This window comes from Bacillus sp. TSO22, from assembly GCF_020223595.1.
Lineage (GTDB): Bacteria > Bacillota > Bacilli > Bacillales > Bacillaceae > Bacillus > Bacillus inaquosorum.
Map to the genome: position 1 here is coordinate 582,677 of NZ_JAHAWO010000004.1, position 16,952 is coordinate 599,628.

The 16,952-nt window shown below is 47.0% G+C and carries 17 protein-coding genes and 2 pseudogenes; 11 read left to right on the top strand and 8 right to left on the bottom strand.

The features are described 5' to 3' along the window. Positions 1–17: 17 nt before the first annotated feature. A complete protein-coding gene (gene frlR, locus KHQ79_RS07915; protein ID WP_119914243.1) occupies positions 18–746 on the bottom strand; it encodes a transcriptional regulator FrlR in 729 nt (242 codons plus the stop codon). 181 nt (positions 747–927) lie between these two features. Between frlR and KHQ79_RS07920 the strand changes: the two genes are divergently transcribed. Then, the gene (locus tag KHQ79_RS07920) at positions 928–2,031 is read left to right on the top strand and encodes an ABC transporter ATP-binding protein (protein ID WP_225514716.1); all 1,104 of its coding nucleotides are present in this window, start codon (positions 928–930) and stop codon (positions 2,029–2,031) included. A gap of 32 nt (positions 2,032–2,063) precedes the next feature. Here KHQ79_RS07920 and KHQ79_RS07925 read toward each other — a convergent pair whose 3' ends face one another. Together KHQ79_RS07925 and KHQ79_RS07930 are read right to left on the bottom strand one after the other, a co-directional pair. Then, positions 2,064–2,930, bottom strand: a complete 867-nt coding sequence (locus tag KHQ79_RS07925) for an endonuclease I family protein (protein WP_225514718.1) — start codon at positions 2,928–2,930, stop codon at positions 2,064–2,066. A 137-nt stretch (positions 2,931–3,067) separates the two neighbouring features. After that, positions 3,068–3,382: a glycosyl transferase gene (locus KHQ79_RS07930; RefSeq protein ID WP_225514720.1), complete on the bottom strand. Its 315-nt coding sequence runs from the start codon at positions 3,380–3,382 to the stop codon at positions 3,068–3,070. Between the two features lie 282 nt (positions 3,383–3,664). On the opposite strand from KHQ79_RS07930, the gene allC reads away from it, so the two are divergent. The 7 genes from allC to pucE all read left to right on the top strand — a co-directional run bounded on the left by allC (position 3,665) and on the right by pucE (position 11,788). Beyond that, positions 3,665–4,903 carry an allantoate deiminase gene (allC, locus tag KHQ79_RS07935; RefSeq protein ID WP_225514722.1) on the top strand — a complete coding sequence of 413 codons (1,239 nt, stop codon included), beginning with the start codon at positions 3,665–3,667 and terminating at the stop codon, positions 4,901–4,903. Between the two features lie 16 nt (positions 4,904–4,919). Beyond that, positions 4,920–6,170: a (S)-ureidoglycine--glyoxylate transaminase gene (pucG, locus tag KHQ79_RS07940; protein ID WP_003240895.1), complete on the top strand. Its 1,251-nt coding sequence runs from the start codon at positions 4,920–4,922 to the stop codon at positions 6,168–6,170. Positions 6,171–6,601: 431 nt separating this feature from the next. Continuing rightward, entirely contained in the window at positions 6,602–7,594 is a 993-nt protein-coding gene (locus KHQ79_RS07945) for an XdhC family protein (protein ID WP_225514724.1), read from the top strand. Next, the gene (pucB, locus tag KHQ79_RS07950; protein WP_088112129.1) at positions 7,591–8,208 is read left to right on the top strand and encodes a xanthine dehydrogenase accessory protein PucB; all 618 of its coding nucleotides are present in this window, start codon (positions 7,591–7,593) and stop codon (positions 8,206–8,208) included. Before KHQ79_RS07945 ends, pucB begins: the two co-directional genes overlap by 4 nt. Next, entirely contained in the window at positions 8,205–9,038 is an 834-nt protein-coding gene (gene pucC / locus KHQ79_RS07955; protein WP_225514725.1) for a xanthine dehydrogenase subunit C, read from the top strand. Before pucB ends, pucC begins: the two co-directional genes overlap by 4 nt. Beyond that, on the top strand, positions 9,039–11,276 hold the full coding sequence (gene pucD, locus KHQ79_RS07960; protein WP_225514727.1) for a xanthine dehydrogenase subunit D: 2,238 nt from the start codon (positions 9,039–9,041) through the stop codon (positions 11,274–11,276). Continuing rightward, complete coding sequence (gene pucE, locus KHQ79_RS07965) at positions 11,267–11,788, top strand: xanthine dehydrogenase subunit E (protein WP_225514729.1); 522 nt, start codon at positions 11,267–11,269, stop codon at positions 11,786–11,788. The genes pucD and pucE overlap by 10 nt, the downstream gene beginning before the upstream one ends. Before the next feature lie 687 nt (positions 11,789–12,475). Here pucE and KHQ79_RS07970 read toward each other — a convergent pair. Continuing rightward, positions 12,476–12,592 (bottom strand): YjcZ family sporulation protein, encoded by a 117-nt coding sequence (locus tag KHQ79_RS07970; protein WP_003240909.1) that lies wholly within the window; start codon positions 12,590–12,592, stop codon positions 12,476–12,478. Positions 12,593–12,754: 162 nt separating this feature from the next. On the opposite strand from KHQ79_RS07970, the pseudogene KHQ79_RS22315 reads away from it, so the two are divergent. Both KHQ79_RS22315 and KHQ79_RS07980 read left to right on the top strand, forming a co-directional pair. Beyond that, positions 12,755–12,905 (top strand): annotated as a pseudogene (locus KHQ79_RS22315) (phage terminase small subunit-related protein); the annotation flags it as partial. A 156-nt stretch (positions 12,906–13,061) separates the two neighbouring features. Then, positions 13,062–13,478: a hypothetical protein gene (locus KHQ79_RS07980; RefSeq protein WP_060399424.1), complete on the top strand. Its 417-nt coding sequence runs from the start codon at positions 13,062–13,064 to the stop codon at positions 13,476–13,478. A gap of 433 nt (positions 13,479–13,911) precedes the next feature. On the opposite strand, the gene KHQ79_RS07985 is transcribed toward KHQ79_RS07980, so the two are convergent. Both KHQ79_RS07985 and KHQ79_RS22375 read right to left on the bottom strand, forming a co-directional pair. Continuing rightward, positions 13,912–14,010 (bottom strand): YjcZ family sporulation protein, encoded by a 99-nt coding sequence (locus tag KHQ79_RS07985; protein ID WP_032732263.1) that lies wholly within the window; start codon positions 14,008–14,010, stop codon positions 13,912–13,914. 348 nt (positions 14,011–14,358) lie between these two features. Then, positions 14,359–14,464: pseudogene (locus KHQ79_RS22375) on the bottom strand (hypothetical protein); the annotation flags it as partial. A 193-nt stretch (positions 14,465–14,657) separates the two neighbouring features. On the opposite strand from KHQ79_RS22375, the gene KHQ79_RS07990 reads away from it, so the two are divergent. Then, complete coding sequence (locus tag KHQ79_RS07990; RefSeq protein ID WP_019259389.1) at positions 14,658–14,945, top strand: hypothetical protein; 288 nt, start codon at positions 14,658–14,660, stop codon at positions 14,943–14,945. A 164-nt stretch (positions 14,946–15,109) separates the two neighbouring features. Here the strand turns inward: KHQ79_RS07990 and uraH are convergent, their stop codons facing one another. Then, entirely contained in the window at positions 15,110–15,460 is a 351-nt protein-coding gene (gene uraH, locus KHQ79_RS07995) for a hydroxyisourate hydrolase (RefSeq protein WP_225514731.1), read from the bottom strand. Next, positions 15,460–16,944: a factor-independent urate hydroxylase gene (gene pucL, locus KHQ79_RS08000; RefSeq protein ID WP_225514733.1), complete on the bottom strand. Its 1,485-nt coding sequence runs from the start codon at positions 16,942–16,944 to the stop codon at positions 15,460–15,462. Before pucL ends, uraH begins: the two co-directional genes overlap by 1 nt. Positions 16,945–16,952: the final 8 nt, after the last annotated feature.

Here is a 16,952-nt window from a genome sequence, read left to right on the forward strand (position 1 = left end):
CTCGTTTTTTATGCCTGTTATGTGTAAGGGCTGTTGATCGTAAAAGTGACACGGTTTGTGTGCATCAAAAACAGTGAGCAGTAGATTGGCTGGTTGTTTGATGTAAAAGCCGTTTTATCAATTTCAAATAGTGCATCCCCGATATCGCAATCCAGGTATTTGCTTTCCTCCTGCTGGGCATATACAACATTTAATAGCTTCGTATTGTGGGTGGGAACAACTTGGTATTGCTGTTTCAAAATATCATGCATGGATACGCCGTCAGCAATAAAGGTATCAATGCCGGGAAACAAATCCAGCGGATAATGCGTCACTTCAAAGGAGAGCGGCTGATCATCGTTGTATAAAATTCGTTTTAATTCAACGACAGGGCTCTCGGGATGGATTTGAAGCTTTTCGGCGATGGGTTTTGACGCTGGAATGATCTCATGGGACAGCACCTGATGCTTCGGTTTTTTGCCGGTTGATTCCATAAATTCCGAGTAGCCGTTTACTGCGATCAGCTCTCGCTTTAATTTAGGGCTTTTAACGAACGTTCCCTTCCCCTGCTGCCTGATCAGATAGCCTTCTTCGACTAAATCAAGAATGGCTTTCCTGACAGTAATGCGGCTGACATTATACTTGCTGCAAAGCTCGTTTTCGGTAGGCAGCTTGGTGGTTGGGGAATACACGCCCTTTTTGATGTCATCAGTGATGATTTGTTTTAGCTGAATGTATAAAGGTGTAGAACTTCCGTTGTTTAACAAGGGGTAGCCTCCTTTTAACCTATTATTCATATTATAATGTATTATGACGTTATAATACAAATTTACATTTTTTATTTTAGAAATATAGCAAAAATAGGAATCGATTACTCTAAAAATAACAGAAAGACCAAGTTGTTTCCAGTGACGAAATAATGGATCAAAAGATAGGGGGACATTTCTGATGGCTTCATTAACATTTGAGCATGTCAAAAAATCATATCATTCACAATTAACGGTGAAGGACTTTGATTTAAATGTAAAGGATAAGGAGCTTTTGGTGCTGGTGGGGCCGTCAGGATGCGGAAAATCGACAACGCTGCGGATGGTGGCGGGACTGGAAAGCATCTCTGAAGGAAACCTTCTTATTGATGGGGAGCGGGTCAATGATCTTCCGCCGAAAGAACGTGATATTGCGATGGTATTCCAAAACTATGCGCTTTATCCGCATATGACGGTTTTTGATAATATGGCGTTCGGATTAAAGCTCAGAAAGATGTCGAAACAGGAAATTGCCGAGCGGGTTCATGCGGCAGCTAGAATTTTAGAGATTGAACATTTGCTGAAGAGAAAACCAAAAGCGCTCTCCGGCGGGCAGCGGCAAAGGGTGGCGCTTGGCAGATCGATTGTGAGGGAGCCGAAGGTCTTTTTAATGGACGAGCCGCTTTCCAATTTGGATGCGAAGCTGAGAGTGACGATGCGGACAGAAATCAGCAAGCTGCACCAGCGTTTGGAGGCAACCATCATTTATGTCACGCATGACCAGACCGAAGCGATGACAATGGGCGATCGGATTGTCGTGATGAATGAAGGGGAAATCCAGCAAGTGGCGAAACCTCATGACATTTATCATTACCCGGCGAATCTGTTTGTCGCAGGCTTCATCGGCTCCCCGGGAATGAACTTTCTGAAAGGCGTCATTGAAGAGCAGCACGGCGAGCTGTTTTTCACAAACCCTTCAATCCGGCTTCATATTCCTGAAGGAAAAGCGAAGAGCCTTAAGGAAAAAGGATACGCCGGAGAACAGATGATTGCCGGCGTCCGGCCGGAGCATATGACACAATTGATGGGAAATGATCAGCTGTTTGATTCAGTGTTTAAAGCGAAGGCGGAAGTGAATGAAAATCTGGGATCGGAGCTGATTGTGCATGTCACGGCTGGAGATGAGAGGCTCACGGTCCGCCTGGACGGAAACACGCGAATCGCCGCAGGCGATTCGATCCAGCTGTCAGTGAAAATGGATCACGTCGTCTTTTTCGATGCGGAGACGGAAGAGGCTGTGTATTAGGAAAGGTGCTCCTTAAAAGGAGCACCTTTTTCTTACGGCCAAATGTCGTCCGCCCATTCAGGGTGGTCGATAAATGGATTGCGGTTGTGCTGATACTTTTCATAAATGATTTCATTTCTTTTTCGCTCATGGTCATCAACCGGGTCCTGCCTATTCCATTCGAGCAGGGCAGATTGTTTTCCGTGGTAAGGGGCTGAGCCGTTGCCTGTTTTATCATTAAGCTCAAGATCAGGGTAGCCGTCATCACCTTCGTAACGGACAGCCATGTAAAACAGCATGCGGGCGACATCGCCCTTCACATCATCTCGGGGCTCCCATGAATCTCCGTCATAATAATTTCCGGGCGCTTTCGCATATTCAGTGCCGCCGTTGTCAAAATCCATATTTCCTCTGGCGCTGTTGACTTGAACATCAGCCGGGCGCAAATGGTGAATGTCGGTGCCAGGCCCCATGCTTGTACCAAAATCGCCATGGGATTTTGCCCAGACGTGCTCGCGGTTCCAATCGCCGACATTGCCGCCGTTCAGGTTTTTCGACCGCGATTCATTCGTATAGAGCAGGATGACGTTATTCGGGTTTGCCGGATCTTCATCGGTTTCTTTCAGCGCGTTCCATACTTCGCTGTAGGACAGCATCGTGTGTCCGCTGATGATGCGGTGCAGGGTGCTTTTTAGCGATTCTCCAGTTTTTCCTTCAGTCCCTTCATAATAGGTATCTGTGTCAGCGTAGGGTGCAGCGGGAGCGGTTAATGAGAGTAGGTCCCCGGTTCCTGAAGGGGAAGACGCCAATCGGTCGTTCAGGCTCAATGCGGTTTGCGCGCTTGCTGAGGCGGCGGGCGCAAACCATCCGGAAATCAGTAATACACAGACGAGCGGCAGAAACCTTGCTTTTTTTGTCATCACTTGCCCTCCTTTTATCAGATCATGTCTATTATCTAAAATTGAAATAAAGGATAGAAGTGTCATTTTGTATATTTTTCATTAAAATTGTAAATTAGTCCCTTTGGAGGAGGCGGATATCCACTCTTCCAATAACTTTAGGCCCCGTTTTTGCTCCGGCTTGTTGCATATTTCGGCGGAAGCGCGTCGCTGCTGTGAAGAAATGCCGGTATGCCGTTTTCCGCGAGTAAAAGAGACGCAGGAATGGTGGCGAGAAAAGAGCGCCTGCCCGTATACGGGCAGGCAAAATCGACGGCAGGTCCGCCGATGTGTGGCGGCAATTGAAGCACCGAGGAATACGCATGCCCGCATTGCTTCGGTGATGCCCAGCAATTCGTCCGGCGATTCTGTTTTGATCCGTTCGCGATCAGAAACGCTGCGATCTGCACATCGCTTGCCTCGCCAGAAAACATCGCTTCTCCCGCAAGTTTAGCTTGTTCCTATGAAAGGTGTTTTGACCCCTTTTTCCTCTTGCTGTTTCTTTAATCCACTGCTGCATATTGGATCTCTCCCTTACTGTGTTTTCTTTTGACTTTACATGAGAATAGCCCTGAGAGGTAGGGTGTTTTCTGGCTGCTTGATGCCGGATAGATACTGTGACTAAAAAATAAACGTTTTTTTGGTTAATCTGCCAATGAACTATCGTGCTCCTCCTTCTATAATGAAGTCACCATAACGGCCAGAGGGGGGAGTACATGGAAAAGCAGAAGCTTTCAGTAAAAAGCGGCATCGCAGATTATATCGAATGGCTCGCCCAATACGGCGCATCCGCTGACGACGGTGTGACGAGGCTTTTGTATACAAAAGAATGGATGGACGCGCAGCTTGCCGTAAAAACGGAAATGTCTTCATTCGGACTTGAAACAAGATTCGACGATGTCGGCAATGTGTTTGGAAGGCTTTCGGGCACCCAGTCTCCGGATGAAGTGATTGTAACCGGTTCACATATCGATACTGTCATCAATGGGGGAAAGTATGACGGTGCCTATGGCGTCCTTGCGGCAATGCTCGCGCTAAAGCAGCTCAAAGAAACGTACGGAGTACCGAAAAAAACACTCGAAGCGGTGTCCTTATGTGAGGAGGAGGGCAGCCGTTTTCCAATGACCTATTGGGGATCAGGGAATATGACGGGCGTTTTTTCATTACAGGATGGAGTAGAGCCGAAAGACGAAACAGGCGTCTCTCTGCAATCAGCGATGTATGAGTGCGGTTTTGGAAAAGGTGTGTATCAGGCTCCGTACAGGACAGATATCAGCGCCTTTGTCGAGCTTCATATAGAACAGGGACAGACATTGGAAATGTCAGGTCGGGATCTTGGCATTGTGACAAGTATTGCGGGGCAGAGGCGATATCTCGTCACGCTGGAGGGGGAATGCAACCACGCGGGAACAACCTCCATGAAATGGCGCAAAGACCCGCTCGCAGCCAGCAGCCATATTATTCATGAACTGCTGCTGCGGTCGGAAGAGCAGCCGGATGAGCTCCGTCTGACTTGCGGAAAAATAACTGCAGAGCCCAATGTAGCCAATGTGATACCGGGACGCGTGCAGTTTTCAATTGATATTCGCCATCAGCATCAGCACGTGCTGGAGCAATTTCATGAAGACATGGCTGCTTTGATCAACGGCATTTGCCATCAAAAAGGGATTCGCGCTGTAATTGATGAATATATGCGGATAGAGCCTGTACCGATGGACGAAAGGCTGAAGGCTGCGGCTCTGGAAACAGCGGCAGAAAACGGCATCAGGTGTGAAGAAATGGTGAGCGGAGCAGGGCATGACGCGCAAATGATCGGAAGGCGCCATCCTGCTTGTATGCTGTTTGTGCCAAGCCGCGACGGCATCAGCCACTCACCGAAGGAATATACCTCAGCCAGACAGCTTGAGATCGGCGTCCGCGCATTGACTGATTTATTATACAAACTGGCTTACTGATAAAGGAGGAATGGCTGTGTCAGGCAGAAAAGAGTTATGTACACCGTTAAGAACGATTATGACACCGGGTCCTGTTGAGGTTGATCCGCGTGTATTAAGAGTGATGAGCACCCCGGTTGTCGGCCAATTTGATCCGGCGTTTACGGATATCATGAATGAAACGATGGAGATGCTTCGGGAGGTATTTCAAACGAAAAACCGCTGGGCATACCCGATTGATGGCACTTCACGGGCGGGTATCGAAGCGGTGCTGGCGAGTGTGATTGAGCCGGGAGATGATGTGCTCATTCCGATTTATGGGCGCTTCGGTTATTTGCTGACTGAAATTGCCGAGCGGTACGGGGCGAATGTTCATACGCTTGAGTGCGAGTGGGGAACGGTTTTTGACCCGGAAGACATCATACGGGAAATGAAAAAAGTGAAACCGAAAATCGTGGCGATGGTGCATGGGGAAACATCGACAGGTCGGATTCACCCCCTGAAAGCCATCGGCGAAGCCTGCCGCGCCCAGGAAGCATTGTTTATCGTCGATGCAGTCGCGACGATCGGCGGGTGTGAGGTAAAGGTGGATGAATGGAACATTGACGCGGCCATCGGCGGCACGCAAAAATGCTTGTCTGTTCCATCGGGAATGGCGCCGATTACATATAATGAGCGGGTGGCGGATGTAATTGCGGCCCGCAAAAAGGTGGAGCGCGGGATTGCGACACAAGCTGACAGGACAACGCTTTCAGGAAACCGGCCGATCACAAGCAATTATTTTGATTTGAGCCAGCTTGAGGATTATTGGAGCGAAAGACGGCTCAATCATCATACAGAAGCGACGACGATGCTGTACGCCTTGCGTGAGGGTGTCAGACTGGTGCTTGAAGAAGGACTTGAAGCCCGTTTTGAGCGCCATCGCTACCATGAGACCGCATTAGCAGCAGGGATTAAGGCGATGGGGCTGAAGCTGTTTGGAGATGACGGCTGCAAAATGCCTGTTGTCACCTGTGTAGAAATCCCTGATGGTATTGACGGCGAGTCTGTCCGCAACATGCTGCTGGTGCAATTCGGCATCGAAATCGCCAGTTCATTCGGCCCGCTGGCGGGGAAGATCTGGAGAATCGGCACGATGGGCTACAGCTGCAGAAAAGAAAACGTATTGTTCGTGCTTGCCGGTTTAGAGGCTGTGCTTCTCAGACATGGAGCAGGAATCGAAGCAGGAAAAGCGCTCCAGGCAGCGCTTGATGTGTATGAAAACGCCGGCCGCCAGGCTGCGGTATAAAGAAAAGCTTGCGGGAACTCCGCAAGCTTCAGCGTGTCGACAAACCCTCGCATTCGTTGTCAAGGCTGCGCTTCGGTGCTCACGAATTTCAACATTCGCTGTGCTCCGATGCTCGCCTTTTCTAGACTTCAAGGGTTTTCAATCACGCTGAAAAGATGACAAAATCCTAAAACTATAAACCGTTTTAGGATTTTGTCAACAATCTAAGCTTGCGGGAACTCCGCAAGCTGTTTTAGTTATACGATTTCGCTTTTTCTCCAATCTGTTTTTCTTCGTTTGACTCTTTTTACAAATCCTCTTTCTCTATGTTGCATTTTCTGACGAAGTATGAGTCATTTTTCCTTCCATCATCTATTCTTTATACAAGTTACCTATAAAACCACGCTGAACTAGTGGTTTCTTACAGCGATTTTTGAGAGGAGGATGCAGCATTGGGAAATTTGCACATGATATTAGATGCGCTCCTGAAAGATCAGGATGAGGCTGTGCTGGCGACAATTGTTCAAGTTGAGGGCTCCGCGTATCGAAAAGCAGGCGCCTCTATGCTCTTTAAGAAAAATGGCGAACGGGTCGGCTTGCTGAGCGGCGGATGTGTGGAAGAAGATTTATTCCAAAGAATTAGTGAGATGGCCGATCAGCTGACGTCAGCGCTGATTTCCTATGACATGCGGGCGGAGGACGATCTTTCCTGGGGCATGGGGGCCGGGTGCAACGGCATGATTCATATTCATGCGGAGCGAATCACTCAGGAAAGAAGACGGCACTATGAAATCGTGAGGGACTGCCTTCATTCAGGCAAAGCTGTAACAGCCGTTAAACAGATTAAATCCTCCCGTTATTTATTTCTGTCCGAGAAAGGGTGTTTTGGGAACTGGCCGGACGCGCCTCTGCAGGATATTCAACGTATCGCTTCTACGCTTCATTTACCGTATTTTGATCCATCAACCAACATGTTTATTCAGCGAATTGTACCGAAGCCGCGTCTCATTCTGTTCGGAGCGGGACCGGATATTGTGCCGCTCGCCAATTTGGCGGCTGATACAGGGTTTTCTGTTATCGTGACAGATTGGCGTCCCGCTTATTGCACATCCTCCCTTTTTCCAAAAGCGGATCAGCTGATCACCGCTTTTCCGGAACAAATGCTCAATGAATTTCAGTTTTTTCCGCAGGATGCAGCTGTTGTGGCAACCCACCATTTTCAGCATGATCAAGCGATCGTCGACTGCTTATTTTCTCAACATCTTCATTATATCGGATTGTTGGGTTCGGCAAACCGTACCAAACGGCTTCTGAACGGAAAACAGCCGCCGGCTCACTTTTACAGTCCGGTCGGGCTGAAAATCGGTGCGGAAGGCCCCGAGGAAATTGCCGTCAGCGTTGTCGCGGAAATCATTCAAATAAGAAAACGGCTAGCGGTTGTATGAGAAGCCCCTATATTATCGGAGTGTTTCTTGCTGCCGGCAAAAGCAAAAGAATGGGCCAAAACAAGCTGGCTTTGCCGCTAAAAGGAGAAACCATCGGATCGCTTTCTTTGAAAACAGCTCTTCTGTCCCGCCTAGATCATGTGCTGATCGTCGAGAGAACAGAACATGCTTCCCTTGAGTGGATGGGAGCGCCTTATCACGCTCCGCCTTTTCGAAAACGCTGGACCCTGCACGTTTGTCAAGACGCAGAAAAGGGTCAAGGACATTCAGTCAGCAGCGGGGTGAGAAAAGCAGAAAGCATGGGAGCTGAAGGCGTTGTCATTTTGTTAGCCGACCAGCCGCAGCTTTCCGTCAATCATCTCAATGCCCTTGTGGCAATCGCTCCTGAGTCATTTGCCGTGTCATCATTTTTAGGCGCGTTCACCCCGCCAATCTATTTCTCATCGGCTTGTTTTCCTTATGTAAAGGAGTTAAAGGGAGATGAGGGGGCTCGCAGGCTCCTGAAAAGCGGACAGCTTGGAACAGGAGCGGTTTTGGAGGCGAAGGAAAGCGCGGAGTTGAAAGATATTGATACACCGGAGGAATACGACATGGTAAGGAGGGCGATGGTTTGAACGGCCAAGTGACAAAAGCAAGGATGAATATTCAATTATGGAGGCCGGCAGCGCTTGATGAGGCCTATGCGCTTTTGGAGCAGCATTCCCCGGATGTGTGTGCCGCATCGGGAAGCACGCTGCTTCAGCTTCAGTGGGACAAAGGGATTCTTCCGAAACAGCATCTCATCAGTCTTGAAGGAATTGAAGAGATGAGAGGGATCAGCGCCAGTGACACCCACCTCTCGATCGGGGCACTCACAACGCTGAGTGAATGCAGAAAGAACCCTTTGATTAAGAGTGCGCTCGGTTGTTTCAGCGACGCTGCTTCCGCTGTCGCCGCACCCGGAATTCGCAGCCGGGCCACGATTGGCGGCAACATAGCGAGTAAAATCGGGGATTTGATTCCCCTCCTGCTTGTGCTAGATGCTGAGCTTATCGTATATCAAAAGGAGCTGATCAGGCTGCAGCTTGGCGATTGGCTCATAGATGAAGACTTTGGAAATGCCATCGTCACGCGTGTCAACATTCCGCATGCAAAGGAAGAGCGTGTGTTTTACCGCAAGCTTGGGAGGCGCCAGGCTTTTACAGGAGCTGTTGCTGTTGCAGCTGGACGTTTTTTAAAAGACGGCGGCATTCGCCTCGCCGCTGGCCATGCTGATATCACACCGGAAAGATTAGTGGAAAGCGAAGCGAAGTGGATGGCGTCAGGGTGGGATACTCACGAGCTGTACGAAACGCTTATCAATGAGCTGCCGTTTTCCGGAGATGCTTTTATGTCAGCGCCATACAGAAAAAAAGCCGCGGCCAACGTCATTATGGCAGAGCTGATGGCTGAGGGAGGGGAATAAATGATCGTCAACAAACCGTCAAGAGTGAGGCCGGATGGAAGAAGAAAGGTCACAGGGGAACTGAAATATATGACCGATCTCAGCTTTCCCGGAATGCTGTATGGCAAAGTGCTGAGAAGCGCTTATCCTCATGCGGAGATCGTGTCGATTTGCACCATGAAAGCGGAAGAAATGGAAGGTGTGCGGGCAGTCGTTACTCATAAAGACGTTCCCGGTTTAAACCGATTTGGCATTGTCATCCCTGATCAGCCGGTTTTATGTGAGGACAGGGTGCGGTATGTCGGGGATGCGATCGCCGCAGTTGCTGCGGAAACGGAGGAAATCGCGGAAGCGGCGCTGGAGTTGATTCGCGTTGAATATAAAGAGCTGGAGGTCATTGATTCACCGGAAAAAGCGCTTCGGCCTGACGCGCATAGACTGCACGAGGACGGGAACATCCTTCACCGTGCGTTTTTTTCACACGGCGATGTGGAAGAAGGGTTTCGAGCATGTGACATAGTCCTCGAAGAAACCTACGGGCTGCCGCGTCAGATGCATACGTATATGGAAACAGAAGGAGGCGTAGCTGTTCCGGAAGACGATGGGGGCTTTACGATGTATGCAGGAACACAGCACGGCTATAAAGACCGTTTCCAGCTTTCCCGTATGTTTGACATTCCTGAAGAGAAGATCAGGGTTGTGTCGAGTCCGATGGGCGGCTCGTTCGGCGGAAAGGATGAGCTGAATATCCAGCCGTATGCCGCGCTTTTGGCCTTGAAAAGCGGACTTCCTGTCAAAATTCATCAGACCAGAAAGGAATCTGTACGCTCTGGCATTAAGCGCCATCCGATGAAGATTACGATAAAAACGGGTGCGGATCATGCAGGAAATCTATTGGCCCATGACGTGAAAATTGTGGCGGACACAGGGGCATATGCTACGCTCGGACCGGCTGTTCTTGATTTTTCTGTCGAGCATGCTGCGGGTCCGTACCGTATTCCAAATATCCGGACGGAAGGGGTCTCTGTGTTTACGAACAACGGGGTTGCGGGAGAATTCCGGGGCTTTGGCGGCAATCAAATCACATTTGCACTCGAAACCCATCTTGATCGTCTCAGTGATATGCTCGGCATCGATCCGTTGGAGCTGAGAAGAAAAAATATCAGACAACCGCATGACTTGGGGCCGCTTGAGCATCGGATTGCACCGACTGACGGAGCGGCGCAGGTGTTGAATGCCATTTCTGAATCTCCCATTCTCACAAGAAAACGCCAGAACTCCGGGTATATACGGAGAGGCACGGGAGCGGCAATTACGATGCACGGCGGCGGGCTGGGGTATGGCCGAATGGATGCGGCAGGAGGCCGTTTGTCCCTTTCGAGTGATGGCAAAATCACAGCTTCGTTCGGATTTGAAGAATGCGGACAAGGGATTCTAGCGGCGATTGAACATATTGTCATGGATGAGCTGGGCTGTGCGGCAGAGGATATATCCATTGTCATTGGGGATACCGCAAAAGTGCCGAAGTCAGGCTCCTCCACAGCATCCCGCGGCACAAGCATGGTGTGGCACGCGATCCAGCGTTTGAAGAAGCCGTTTCTATCTCAACTAAAAAAACGGGCGGCAGAATGGAGCGGCTGTTCAGCGGAAAACCTTATTTTCGGTGCAGTGGGCTTGCGTGATCAAAACACAAAGGAACTCGTGGTGACGTATAGAGAGCTGGCTGAAAAAGGCCCTTTGGCAGCGGAAACGGCATTCGACTTTCCGACAACACCTGATCCTGTAGTCGGCGGCCATTTTCTCTACTCATTTGGAGCGGCTGCTGTTGAGGTGGAGGTTGATCTATTAACAGGCGATGTCAGAGTGATAGATTGTGAGCACGCCATTGCGGCAGGCCCGGTTGTCAGTCCGCAGGGCTATCGGGGGCAAATTGAAGGCGGCGCTGCCATGGCACTCGGCTATACGCTAATGGAGGAAGCTAAAATGACGGACAGCCGTTACGCGGCGGAAAATCTCGACCAGTATGTCATTCCCGGTGTGAAGGATGTTCCCGATATGAAGCTGACCGCGATAGAAGAGCTGTTGGAAGGGGATTTCTACGGCCCGCGAGGTGTTGGCGAAATCGGAACGATCGCCATCACCCCGGCGATTGTAAAGGCTGTACATGATGCGCTCGGCTGCTGGATAAATAAACTGCCAATTTCAAGAGAAGAGCTTCTGAACGCGATAGACAGAAAGGGGCTGAAGCAATGGACGTAAAAGAAGCCGGGCCATTTCCTGTAAAAAAGGAAAAATTCCGAATGACTGTGAATGGGCAGGAGCGGGAGGTTTCAGCCGTTCCCACGGCACGTCTGATTGACCTGCTGCGAACAGAATTTCAACTTACCGGGACAAAGGTGTCCTGCGGAATCGGCCGTTGCGGAGTATGTTCTATTTTAATTGACGGAAAGCTGGCCAATGCGTGTATGACCATGGCTTATCAAGTGGACGGCCATTGCATTACAACCATCGAGGGAATTCAAAAAGAAGAACTGGATATCTGCCAAACTGCTTTCCTGGAAGAAGGCGGCTTTCAATGCGGCTACTGCACCCCAGGAATGATAATTGCGCTTAAAGCACTCTTTGAGGAAAAAACGCATCTGTCTGATGAAGACATAGAAGAAGGGCTGGCGGGGAATTTGTGCCGGTGTACCGGGTATGGAGGGATTATGCGGTCTGCATGCAGGATTAGAAAAGAGCTGAACGATGGAAAAAGGGAGTCCGGTTTTTAAAAGCGGGCTTATTAGTTTTCGAAATTATAATATAATGAAAGAGCAGCCGGATGATCCATCGCTGGTGCCCTTGCTGAAGCATTGTGGACGAGTAAACTATCATTAGTTAATTGCGTCAACCATTAATATGCCTTGGAGAAATGCATAAACGAGGTGTTAATTACTAAATGAATCGTATATTAGTTTCAATTGCTATAATCATATTCATAATTGAATATTTTATAGCTCCACTCACACATTTAGACACAGGAAAGTACGGTACGTTTATTGGTTTGATTTTATTAAGTATTGTGGTTCTAAGATTAGATGATGTGAAAAGGAAAAAAGGGCAGGGGTAAACCTGTTCTTTTTTTGTTTTTGAGTGAATAAAACCTAGAAGAGAATAAGAACTATTCGTATGTTGAAGACATTGCCTGTGAGACCACAGCTGCTTACGAAGCATCTTATGTATATCATTTGTTTAGAATGTGGTTTGTGAACCAACTTAACAGAAAACCAAACACAATATACTTTTCATATTGGTTCAAATTGTCTTCAAAACCTTCTAAAGCGGAGGATCTTTTTTTATGTCTCAAAAACGATGTTTATATTTCCTTAGTTCAGAAACTTTGTCAGCAAATCACATAGCAAAACGCCATAAAAATTTCTTATGGCGTCTAGCCCGAACAGGGAGGTGCTTATAACATACTAAATTGGAACGCCTTCTGGATAGCCTCCAAAGAAAGATGCTCCAACAATGATTAATAGAATGAATAGCACCACGATCAAAGCGAAGGAGCTGCCATATCCATTTGAGTAACCCATATTGCCACCTCCTTTAATGAGGATAGTATAAGATATGGCAATGGATAATTTTCGACATAGATTGAAGTCTAAATAAGAAAAAATGAATATTTTGTTTAAAGTCTTAATAGAAAATGCATAGTCAAAAACTATTAAAACAAACTCAAATATGGGTGGTGACATGTGACAAGACCGGGAGATCCACGCAGAGACGAAGCCTTCAGTTTGTGGGAAGAGAGCGGGAGGAACCGAGAAGTTAAAAGACACTTCCGAAGAATTAGGCGTAACAAGCAGCACTGTTCGCAAATGGAAAGTAAACAATAAATGGGAAGAAAGCTCATTAATACAGGATTACACTGTAAAATAATCATGATCGATATCTTTAGTTTCCCTTTTGTGTCAAAAATATGAAATTATTATCTTGTGGGAGGATTTGTAAATTAGGACGAGTAATAATACAAAGACTTTAATTTTAAGGAGGAGATTTAATATGAAAAAGTCGTTAGTATCAATGTGTTTTGTTTTGATGTTAATCTTTACTGCTATGGGAAGTGCATCAGCCTATGAATTTAAAGGTATACTTCCTCTTAATGACAAAGTAAGTGGATCTTTTGCTGATGCCGCTGCTGCTAAAGAAGGAGATGAGTGGCAATTCCATCCGGGATCAGCTACAAAAGTAAAATTTTATTTGTCCAAAAGTAGTAACACAACCCCGTTAAAAGTTAGTATTTACAAAGAAGATATAAACACTGGAAAAGTAACTCTTGTGAATTCTTATGATTCCTCAGAATTATCGAAGCACACTATTGCAGTCAGTAAAAGCTATACTTATAGTATAAGGGTTGCTGGATATAGCACTGCAAAAACTGGTGGCTCATACACATTGGAAAATTCTGTAATAGAATGAATAAAAGGGAGCATAGCTCCCTTTTATTCTAAGTATCCAAACGTATTTAGATTTTTGACAAATTCAAAGGGAAGAATGCGTGTATGAATTTTAAGAAGAAGGTATGTCTTATTCTGGGTTTGTCGGTCGTTTTAGTATGTGGTTTCGGAACAAACTTAACAGAAAACCAAACTCAAAACGCATTTCATATTGCTTCAGATCGTCTTCAAATCTGAAGAACGATTACTCCTATAACCCCTCTATACGGAGGGTCTTTTTTTATGTCTTCAGCTCAACAGAAACGATTGAATCGAATACGATGTTTATATATCCCTGGTTCAAAAACTATGTCAGATATGATTAGTTAATCACGAGCATAACGCCATAAAAACTTCTTATGGCGTCAGCCGAACTAGGAGGTGCTACTACGGCGGAGGTTAGGCAAGAGTAAAAATTAATAACCACCAAAGAAAGAAGTACCAACAATGATTAACAAAATGAATAGCACCACGATCAAAGCGAAGGAGCTACCATAACCATTTGAATAACCCATATTGCCACCTCCTTTAGTGAGGATAGTATAGGATATGGCAAACGATAATTTTCGACATAGATTTAAGTCTAAATAAGAAAAAATGAATATTTTGTCTAAAGGCTAATAGAAATGCATAATTAAAAACTATTAAAAAACAAAATCAAGATAAATGGAACAGAATCTGAAAAGTAACGTTACTAACCCGTTGGTGCATCTAAAAGGAATAAAACGCAAAAGGAAATAAGGGGAACAAAAGAGAGAAAGGATTCGGTCGGGCAACCAAAACGCTAAAGGGAAAATAGAGGCGGTGCAGCTCCAAAAGGAAATCAATCTTATTTAATTTCATGGACGATATTTGGTCTTCGGGAGCGGCGGAAGCTGAAAGGCGGAGCGGAGTTTATCCCTGCTCTTTTGGTCATGTTCCATGAATAAGGTGTCTTGCTGCAGGATTTCGAGCCAGCGACTTTATTTCCTTCAATGTTATTACCCTAGGCTATCCCTGCCTCTACGAGTATGATTGGGAAGAAATTATGGGACGAAACATGACACCTATAGGCGGGGGTTTCGGGAGAAAGTTTTTAAAAAAGTTATTTTCACACAATTGCAATAAATGGAATATAAAGTAAGAGAAAGGCGAATTCATTATAAGAAAGAGGTAATTTTTTATGTATCCAAATTATTATTACCCATATACGGGTGAAAGTCGTGCTTTTGAAGGTTTGGTCGGTACGTTTATATCGATTCCAGGTAATCTAACTTTGCCTAATGGTCAAGTGCTGGCTGCAGGCACAAGGGTGTTTATACACAGATCCAGTTTTACTCAAGCTGGCCAAGAACTTGTTACAATCGTCTTTCCTTTAGGAGTTGGCGGTAATTGTGTTGCTGGTTCCGCTCAAGTTTCGGCTTCTCAACTAGGAGCTGGCCCACAGGGAGGAGTTCAGTTTTTTAGATAAATCTATATATTAATAAAAAGTGTCATCTTTTAGGATGATGCTTTTTTGAAACTCGGAGATCATGTTAGATGAATATAAAAAGTTAACCCAGAAGTTTTTTAGGTTCCAACTTAACCCCTGAACATCATCTAAGCCCGCCTCACCGGCGGGCTTCCTCCTTTTTCTTAACTCCCCTTATACATCTGATAACCAAACGGCGACAGCAAAAGCGGGATATGATAATCAGTATCTGGGTCTGCAAGCTGAAAACGGACGGTGACAATGGTTAAAAACGGCTGGCCGGCCGTCATCGCTTTTTTTCTCGCAAAATAGTCTCCTGCATGGAACTCCATCACATATTCCCCGGACACCAGCTCTTCACCAGCCAGCAGCGGAGCATCGACTCGGCCGTCATCGTTGGTGAATGCCTCTTTGACAAGGCTGCTGCCTTCGCCCAGCCGCTTCAATTCAATTTTTACGTTCGCTGCGGGTTTGCCGCAGGTTAAATCCAAGATATGGGTTGTCAGCTTTCCCATTATGCCTTCAGGCTCCCTAAGGCTTCATCGGTTTTCCGTTTTTCTTTCTCGGCGTCCTCTCTTGTCACGGTAAAGCGCTGGAAACCAAATGGCGGGCGCGGTTCGGTGTAGACTTTACCTTTTGAGCCCGGGATCTCTTCGACGACCGTATCCCATGTGTGATTTTGAGATTGGAAGCTGACATCGGTGAGCTGCGGAAATCTCATTAATATTCTGCAGCCGATATGATAGATTAAGTTTTGGATTGAAGGGGTTTCGAGCTCGTGAAAAACTGTGCTCGCTAAGTCTCGGACTTGTTCAGCCGCAACATAGCGGGCGGGATCGGCAGCATATGCGTCATTTGTGTTTTCATAATGCCAGCTGATGTTTAAATGGACAAACAGCGGACGATTGCCGTCTTCCGGGAGTGTTGTATATTCGTCCCGGATAAAGCCGACGAAGGAGTTGCCGCTCACCTTGACGAGCTGAAGATCCATGATTTCGCTGTATTGCTCTTTGATCGTTATTGTATCCCCGGTTCGTTTCGCTTTCAGAACAGACCGAGCGCGTTCATTGCGCGATCTTCTGAAGACGACCTGACTTGTGCCGAGCTCTTGCTCTTCGTAAGCAGGCATCGCCTCAAATGGAATGTCTTCGCCGGTCAGAGTGATCGTGTCCATATGAGAATAGGTATCTAAAAATCGGTGAGCCACATAGTGTAAGAATCCCTCGGCTGTTGTCCCTTCATAGGAAGCGAGATGGCGCTGAATAAAGTTTTTCATTGAGTCTGTAGCTACGACGAGTGTATTATCTCCATCTGTAAATGATGGCAAGAAGGCATCTCCGCCAATTTCACATGTCACATCAACGCCAACAACGGTATTGTCTCTCCCGGTAAAAGTTGACTCTGGGATTTGTTTCACTCCTGTGAGCGGCTTTAAAAACGTTCGGTATGCAAATACATTGCCTTTGCCGTAAGACATGGTTCTATTCATTTGCGTCTCTCCCTTTTCAGTTATGATGTCCGCCAGACGAAAGCGGGCGATGCAGTAAATTTCTTCTAGAGCCCGCTGGAACTCCGCTTCCCGTTCATTCTTCAGCCTTGCCAGCAGGGCTTGGTGAATGTCCTGCTTCGTCTTTCCCTTTACCGCTAAAATGAAAGGAAAGCCGAAGCGTTTATAATAGTGTTCATTCAGCTTGAGAAATTCCTCGTATTCCTGCTGTTCAAGCGTGCTGAGCCCCGCGTTTTGCTGCTCTCTTACCGAGGAAGCGCTCATCGTTTTCTTTGTTCCGAGACGAGGGTGCTTATTGATTAAATCAAGCTGTGTCTGGCGATCAGCGGCTTTTACAATGCCCGCCATTTTGTGGTGAAGGTCGGAAAGGGAAGAAAACGGCCGCAATGCCGCGGCTTCCTCCGCAATCCATGAAGAGTGTTCAAAAATAGATCCAAGCGTGTCTGTCAGTGTTTGTGCGTCCATTTGATTCAGGTCATCCATTGTGAACATTGGCATCT

Coding starts and splice junctions, on each gene's coding strand:
- pucD (WP_225514727.1), top strand. CDS start 9,039: ATGATCGTCAACAAACCGTCAAGAGTGAGGCCGGATGGAAGAAGAAAG.
- KHQ79_RS07970 (WP_003240909.1), bottom strand. CDS start 12,592: ATGGGTTACTCAAATGGATATGGCAGCTCCTTCGCTTTGATCGTGGTG.
- KHQ79_RS07985 (WP_032732263.1), bottom strand. CDS start 14,010: ATGGGTTATTCAAATGGTTATGGTAGCTCCTTCGCTTTGATCGTGGTG.
- pucE (WP_225514729.1), top strand. CDS start 11,267: ATGGACGTAAAAGAAGCCGGGCCATTTCCTGTAAAAAAGGAAAAATTC.
- KHQ79_RS07920 (WP_225514716.1), top strand. CDS start 928: ATGGCTTCATTAACATTTGAGCATGTCAAAAAATCATATCATTCACAA.
- pucL (WP_225514733.1), bottom strand. CDS start 16,944: ATGTTCACAATGGATGACCTGAATCAAATGGACGCACAAACACTGACA.
- KHQ79_RS07925 (WP_225514718.1), bottom strand. CDS start 2,930: ATGACAAAAAAAGCAAGGTTTCTGCCGCTCGTCTGTGTATTACTGATT.
- allC (WP_225514722.1), top strand. CDS start 3,665: ATGGAAAAGCAGAAGCTTTCAGTAAAAAGCGGCATCGCAGATTATATC.
- uraH (WP_225514731.1), bottom strand. CDS start 15,460: ATGGGAAAGCTGACAACCCATATCTTGGATTTAACCTGCGGCAAACCC.
- KHQ79_RS07930 (WP_225514720.1), bottom strand. CDS start 3,382: ATGTTTTCTGGCGAGGCAAGCGATGTGCAGATCGCAGCGTTTCTGATC.
- KHQ79_RS07980 (WP_060399424.1), top strand. CDS start 13,062: ATGAAAAAGTCGTTAGTATCAATGTGTTTTGTTTTGATGTTAATCTTT.
- KHQ79_RS07990 (WP_019259389.1), top strand. CDS start 14,658: ATGTATCCAAATTATTATTACCCATATACGGGTGAAAGTCGTGCTTTT.
- pucB (WP_088112129.1), top strand. CDS start 7,591: ATGAGAAGCCCCTATATTATCGGAGTGTTTCTTGCTGCCGGCAAAAGC.